Origin of the sequence: Acidisoma sp. (assembly GCF_035492295.1) — a bacterium.
GTDB lineage: Bacteria > Pseudomonadota > Alphaproteobacteria > Acetobacterales > Acetobacteraceae > Acidisoma.
Genome location: NZ_DATJJK010000288.1, coordinates 1 through 6,180, shown reverse-complemented (window position 1 = coordinate 6,180; position 6,180 = coordinate 1). Strand labels below are relative to the sequence as shown.

At 62.2% G+C, this 6,180-nt stretch carries 6 protein-coding genes; 2 read left to right on the top strand and 4 right to left on the bottom strand.

From position 1 onward, the window contains the following. Nucleotides 1–1,492, top strand: a 1,492-nt coding sequence (locus VL752_RS21650; RefSeq protein WP_325358643.1) for a carboxyltransferase domain-containing protein, incomplete at its 5' end; no start/stop codon positions are given. Nucleotides 1,493–1,614: 122 nt separating this feature from the next. After that, nucleotides 1,615–2,040, top strand: a complete 426-nt coding sequence (locus tag VL752_RS21645; RefSeq protein WP_325358641.1) for a cupin domain-containing protein — start codon at nt 1,615–1,617, stop codon at nt 2,038–2,040. A gap of 84 nt (nt 2,041–2,124) precedes the next feature. On the opposite strand, the gene VL752_RS21640 is transcribed toward VL752_RS21645, so the two are convergent. From VL752_RS21640 to VL752_RS21625, 4 genes are all read right to left on the bottom strand, one after another. After that, complete coding sequence (locus VL752_RS21640; protein WP_325358639.1) at nt 2,125–2,547, bottom strand: GFA family protein; 423 nt, start codon at nt 2,545–2,547, stop codon at nt 2,125–2,127. A 685-nt stretch (nt 2,548–3,232) separates the two neighbouring features. Next, the gene (locus tag VL752_RS21635) at nt 3,233–4,132 is read right to left on the bottom strand and encodes an ABC transporter ATP-binding protein (RefSeq protein ID WP_325358637.1); all 900 of its coding nucleotides are present in this window, start codon (nt 4,130–4,132) and stop codon (nt 3,233–3,235) included. Beyond that, entirely contained in the window at nt 4,129–5,088 is a 960-nt protein-coding gene (locus VL752_RS21630; RefSeq protein WP_325358635.1) for an ABC transporter permease, read from the bottom strand. Before VL752_RS21630 ends, VL752_RS21635 begins: the two co-directional genes overlap by 4 nt. 10 nt (nt 5,089–5,098) lie before the next feature. After that, nucleotides 5,099–6,085 carry an ABC transporter substrate-binding protein gene (locus VL752_RS21625; protein WP_325358633.1) on the bottom strand — a complete coding sequence of 329 codons (987 nt, stop codon included), beginning with the start codon at nt 6,083–6,085 and terminating at the stop codon, nt 5,099–5,101. Nucleotides 6,086–6,180: the final 95 nt, after the last annotated feature.

The window sequence follows — 6,180 nt, the reverse complement described above, 5'->3', positions numbered from 1 at the left end:
CGGCGAGGCCGGGCTGCACCCCTCCAACATCCATGACAATGCCTATGCCGTCGGCGCGATCGACTTCACCGGCGACATGCCGATCATCCTGGGGCCGGACGGGCCGAGCCTGGGTGGCTTCGTCTGCCCCGCCGTGGTGACCCAGGGCGAGCTCTGGAAGCTGGGCCAGCTGCGCCCGGGCGACAAAATCCTCTTCCGCCGTGTGCCGCAGCGAAGCGTCTTCCTGGCAAAGCCCGGAGACGGCGCCGGGGAAAGCCCGATCCTGGCGCGCAGCGAAGGACCAGTGCCGGTCACCTACCGGATCGCGGGGGATTCCTATCTTCTCATCGAATTCGGCCCGCTGATGCTGGATATTGAGCTACGCTTGCTGGTACAGCTGCTTTTCGAAGCGCTGGCGGCCGAGAAGCGGGACGGCATCATCGATCTCACCCCGGGCATCCGCTCGCTGCAGATTCATTACGATCCGGCGGTCATCACCCTCCCCCGCCTCCTCGACTGGGTGCGGTGCGTGGAGCCTGACCTGCCGGATGGCGGCGATGTGGTGCTGCCGAGCCGCATCCTGCATTTGCCCCTGAGCTGGAACGATGATCAGGCTCAGCTTGCCATGCGCCGCTACCAGGAGCTTGTGCGGCCAGATGCCCCGTGGTGCCCAAGCAACATCGAGTTCATCCGCCGTATCAACGGGCTTGAGAGCATCGAGGCAGTGCAGCGGGTCATTTTCGACGCAAGCTACCTTGTGATGGGCTTGGGGGACGTCTATCTCGGCGCACCGGTGGCGACCCCACTCGACCCCCGCCACCGGCTGGTGACGACGAAGTACAACCCGGCCCGGCCTTGGACGCCGGAAAATGCGGTGGGTATCGGCGGCGCCTATCTCTGCATCTACGGCATGGAGGGTCCGGGCGGTTACCAGCTTTTTGGCCGCACCATCCAGGTCTGGAACAGCTGGCAGCGGACGGCGGAATTTCAGAACAACAACCTGCTGCGCTTCTTCGACCAGATCCGCTTCCACTCTGTTTCGGCTGACGACCTTCTGGACGCCCGCGCCGCCTTCCCGCATGGGCGCTATCCGGTGCACATCGAGGAAACGCAGTTCTCTCTGAAGGAGTATCGCGCGCAGCTCGCCGCCCATGCGCCGGAGATCGCAGCCGCCCGTGCGCGCCAGCAGGCGGCCTTCGAAACCGAGCGGCAGGCCTGGGTAGCGCAGGGCCTCGACAGTTTCGTGGCCGCCGATCAGGGGCCCGAGGCCGTGGCCGGCGCCGTGCAGGAAGGCTGCGTGCTGGTAGAATCTCCGGCCCCCGGCAATGTCTGGAAGGTGGTGGCGGAGGAAGGCAGCATCGTCGATGCGGGCGAGACCATCGCCATCATCGAATCCATGAAGATGGAGATGCGCGTCGTCTCGCCCGCTCGCGGGCGCGTCGTGGAACTCCGTTGCAAGCCCGGCCGCGAGGTGCGGCAGGGCCAAGGGGTGGCTGTGGTGAGGGTGGGTTGACAGGTCGCGTAAGGCCGTCAGAACAGGACTCCCGGGCGAGCAAACGACGCAGTATTCCGGCTTTCGAGGTATCAATTCCCCTCGGTGATGCGCGTCCGCATCGCCCAAAAGAAAGAACGATCATGCTGGAGATCATTCGAATCGGCGGCCTGGAACTGCGCTTTCTGCAGAGCCAGGAGGATGGCCACGGCAGTCTCGATCTCTTCGAGATGACGGTGCAGCCGAATGCTCGCGTCCCGGTCCCGCATCATCATGAGAGCTGGGACGAAACCATCTATGGGCTCGGCGGGGTCTCCATTTGGCGGATCGATGGCCAGGATATCGCGCTCGCGCCCGGCCAGACGGTGTTCATCCGGCGCGGCGTCGTCCACGGGTTTCGCAATGACAGCCAGGAGGCAGCGCGCTGCCTGTGCATGCTGACGCCCGGCGTGCTCGGACCCGCCTATTTCCGGGAGATGGCGGCTTTGCTTGCCAGCGGCGCCCCCGATCCGGCCGCCATGGAGGCCACGATGCTGCGCTACGGCCTGGTGCCCGCGCCGGGTGGCTAAAGCTGCGATGTTCGCAGGGACGCGGCCGGCGCATGACCCGGCCGGTTACCGCCTCGACAGCGGGCGAATAACAACGATGTGCAACTACTCCGCCATCATCTCGCCTGAACCACCCAACTCGGCCGGGAAGTCCTTCATTTTCGGCAAGCCATCCTTCATCGGCAGCACGGATTCCGCATAGTTAACGTGAACGCCGGGGACGAAGGCCAAGGTCGGGATCGTCGCCGCAAACACGTCGATGAGGCCAAACGTCGGGTGAACAGTCATCAGATGGCCCCCGCAGGACGAGCAGTACTGCCGCTGGCTGAGTGGCGTCTTCTGGAACGTCGCGACATTGTCGGCGCCCGCGGTGACCCGCACGGCATCCGGTTTCCAGAGAGTAAACGCGTTCACCGGCCCGCCGGACCAAGACCGGCAGGATCGGCAGTGGCAATAGCCCATGGCTGCCGGATCGCCGGTCGCCTCCAACGTGACGGTGCCACAAAAGCAGCTTCCAACATATGGCATGACGTGTTCCCCAAATTTGTTATGTTCAGTCTTGCGAAACTATTCAGACCGATTTGATTTCAATTCCGACTTCTGCGGCATTCTTGCTACTGTCGAGGTTTTGGACGTTCTCGTAACCGACGTCCTTCGGCGCCTTGCCGACCAGGGCAGAGTGGCTGCCAAACAGACTTCGTTCGCGTCGCACAGGTCGACGATCAGCGCGTCGCCCGCAGCCATGCATTTCTTCACTTGGTCCAGCGGGATCCGCGGCACCGCCGCGTTCGCAGCGACGGCCAAATCCTCTGTAGAAATCGCCATCACACTCATCCGATCTTGGTCCCATCTTGCAAAGGTGGAAGCAGAGATGGCTTGTGACATCGCGCGCGAGCCTGCTCTTAATGGAAGATATCGTAAAGATTGGCCAAAGGAGTGTGGTGATTTTGACAATCGTACTCGTTCGCGGCAGCTGTTGGAAATTTTTGGAATCAGACGCTTGGCACGCACGAAGGCTGCACGCCGCGACAAATGCATGATTATTGCGTCGAGGAGCCGGCAAAGCCGGCAACTGCGACTTTGCAAGGAGAGCGTGAACGCGCCCATCGGGGCACGAAGAACGGGAGATGGTCGCTACCGGGGTCCAACTCCGGGGCTGTCTTAAGCACCCGCCCACGGCCTGATCCCTCTGCGAGGCGCTTAGGTCACCCTTTCAATCGACGTCATCCCCTACCTGCACCAGGCGAGGAAGATCGAGCGTAAGCCCGTCATCCTCGGCATCCGATGCCGGATGGATGAGCTCCTCCAGTCGTGCTTTGGTGGCCAAAAATTCGGGACTGAGATGCAGTCCGGGCCCGCGCGGGCGGGGCACCGGCACCTCGATCATCTCCTGCACCTCCCCCGGGTGGGGCTTGAGCACGAGAATACGGTCCGCCAGCAGCACCGCCTCGTCCAAATCATGGGTTATGAAGACGATGGTAATGTCGATCTTGCGCCAAATCTCGATCAGATAGGTCTGCATACGGGCGCGGGTCTGCGCATCCAACGCGCCGAAGGGCTCATCCATCAGCAAGATGCGTGGCTGATTGGCAAGTGCCCGGGCAATCGCCACGCGCTGCTTCATGCCGCCCGACAGCTGATGCGGATAGGCATTCGCGAACTTGCCAAGACCGATGAGATCGAGCCATTGCAGCGCCTCGCGCTCGGCCTCATTCTTGCCGTGGCCGTTCATCTCCAGCCCAAACATGACGTTGCGTTTCACTGTCAGCCAGGGGAAGAGCGTATAGCCCTGAAACACCATGCCACGATCGGCGCCGGGGCCGCGCACGGGCTTGCCCGAGAGGAGAACATCGCCGCCTGTCTGCTCATCGAGACCCGCGAGGATGCGCAGCAACGTCGATTTGCCGCAGCCCGAGGCGCCAACGACGCAGAGGAATTCACGCCGGTGCGCGTCGAAGGAAATGCCGCGCAGCGCCTCCGTCTCGCGCTCCCGGCTACGAAAGGTCTTGCCCAGATCCCGAACGGACAGGATCACGTCCCGCGCATGAAGCCGCCGAAAGCGCGCGCGCACCGCCTCGCTTTGCTCAAGATAGGATGGCAGTGCATCGCTCATGCGGCAGCCTTGTCCCAGGGAAAGAGCCTTCGGGCGATCAGCGCCAGCACGATATCGGTGCCAAGACCGATGATGCCGATCATGGCGATGCCTGCATAGACATTGGCAAAGTGCTGATAGCGCGCTTGTTGGGTGATGAACCAGGTGATGCCCGACGTCGTGCCGATCAGCTCGGCGACGATCAGATAGGTCCAGGCCCAGCCGAGCAGGATACGCTGGTCGCGATACAAGTCGGGCAGGATCGCGGGAATGACCACGCGGGTCAGCATTTTGAGCCGTCTGGTGCCCAGCGTCATCGCGGCTTCCACGAGGCTGAAATCGAGCTTGCGCGTGGTATTGGCGATGATCAGCACCTGTTGGAAGAAGGTGCCTATGACAATGATGGCGATCTTCGGTCCGTCATAGATGCCGAGGATGGAAACGGCCAGCGCGCCGAAGGCCGGAGCCGGCAGATAGCGGAAGAATTCGACGAAAGGCTCCGACAGGCGGGCCATGGGCGGATAGGCGCCACAGAGAATGCCTAAGGGCACGCCGAAGATCGAGGAGATGATGAATCCCCAGAAGATGATCTGGATGGAATGCCACAGCGCCTCATGCAGCCATTCGCCGTCCCGCGTCGGCGGCGGCGTGGTGAAAGCCTCATAGAAGGCAGTGAGCACCTGATCCGGTGCCGGTAGATAGACCGGATTGGAGGGCACGCCGTGCGGGATTGGCTTGCGGGCCTTCTCTGCATTCTGCACCTCATCTCGGAAGGTCGTATGGTCCACCAGCATGCCGGGCTGAAAATAATCCACGCTGCCGGGATCGGTCACGCTGACATAGGGGTGCCAGACCGCCGGCACATAGCTCACCACGCACCAGAGGCCCAGCGGCAGAATGAACGAAAGAATGCCAAGCCAGAGGCGGGCACGGGCAGAAAGCCGCGCGCCCACCGTCAGCCAATCGGAGAGACGCATCCCGGAATGCTTAGGGTTGTGCCTCGGTCAGTGAGGGATCGATCTCACCATCGATATCCTGCGGCGACTTGTAAACGCTGTTTTTGACGTTGAAATCATCAGAAATCTTGGAAGAACCGTACAGGGAGTTCAGCCCCGAGCCCTTCTGGAAGACCTTCTTGGCCTCGGCGACATCGATCAGATGCGTGCCCTTGAGCAGCGGCAGATACTGTTCCGGCGTCAGGCCCACGCGCCGCGCCATGATGGCGACCGCATCGGCCTGCGTCTTGGGATCATTGATGTAGGCGACGGTTTTGTTCCAGACCTCGATCACTTTCATCCAATCGGCACGCCGGTCCTTCAGGCTGACCGGGCTGACAGCAAGCACGTCATAGATCAGCCCTGGCGCATTGGCCGAGGTGTACACGGGCCGGGCGCCGGGCACCATCTTCATCGCCATGCCGGCATTGGGCTGCCAGGCACCGATGGCCGCGACCGCTCCGGAGGCGAGCACCTGCGGCGTCTCATTGGTCTTGGCATTCACCAGCGTCACGTCCTGCTCCGACATGCCATCCTGCTTGAGCCCGTAGAGCAGCAGCAAATGCTCGACCAGCCCGACCTCGATGCCGATCTTCTGACCCTTAAGAGATTGCAGCGTGCGATAGGGCGGCTTGGCCACGATCATGTCATTACCGTCCGAGTAGTCGGTCAGCATGATCATGATGCTCTTGATGCCGCTGGACGCATTGACCAGCGTATCGCCATTGGTCATGCAGTCGGCATCGAGCTTGCCGGCATTGAAGGCATCCATCGAGGCCGAATAGTCAAACCACTGGAAATCGACGTCGACACCGGCCTGCTTAAACCAGCCCTTGTCGATGGCGACCTGCCAGGCGATCCAGCCCGGCCAATCGCTATAGCCGATGCGCAATGGCGTTGCCGCCTGTGCGCCAGCAAGCCCCGCCAGCATCGTCAATCCAAGGCCAAGCACGCCACCCAGAAAACGCTTACGCATCATGGTCGGGGTCCCTCGCGGCTGATTATGCCCAGCAACGCAGCAAGAGGCATGCCAGAGGATTTGGGCGGCCGGCCGGCCGGCCAAGCGCATAATTT

Excerpts from the sequence above, each read along its gene's own strand:
- VL752_RS21630 (WP_325358635.1), bottom strand. The coding sequence starts at position 5,088 with ATGCGTCTCTCCGATTGGCTGACGGTGGGCGCGCGGCTTTCTGCCCGT.
- VL752_RS21645 (WP_325358641.1), top strand. The coding sequence starts at position 1,615 with ATGCTGGAGATCATTCGAATCGGCGGCCTGGAACTGCGCTTTCTGCAG.
- VL752_RS21635 (WP_325358637.1), bottom strand. The coding sequence starts at position 4,132 with ATGAGCGATGCACTGCCATCCTATCTTGAGCAAAGCGAGGCGGTGCGC.
- VL752_RS21625 (WP_325358633.1), bottom strand. The coding sequence starts at position 6,085 with ATGATGCGTAAGCGTTTTCTGGGTGGCGTGCTTGGCCTTGGATTGACG.
- VL752_RS21640 (WP_325358639.1), bottom strand. The coding sequence starts at position 2,547 with ATGCCATATGTTGGAAGCTGCTTTTGTGGCACCGTCACGTTGGAGGCG.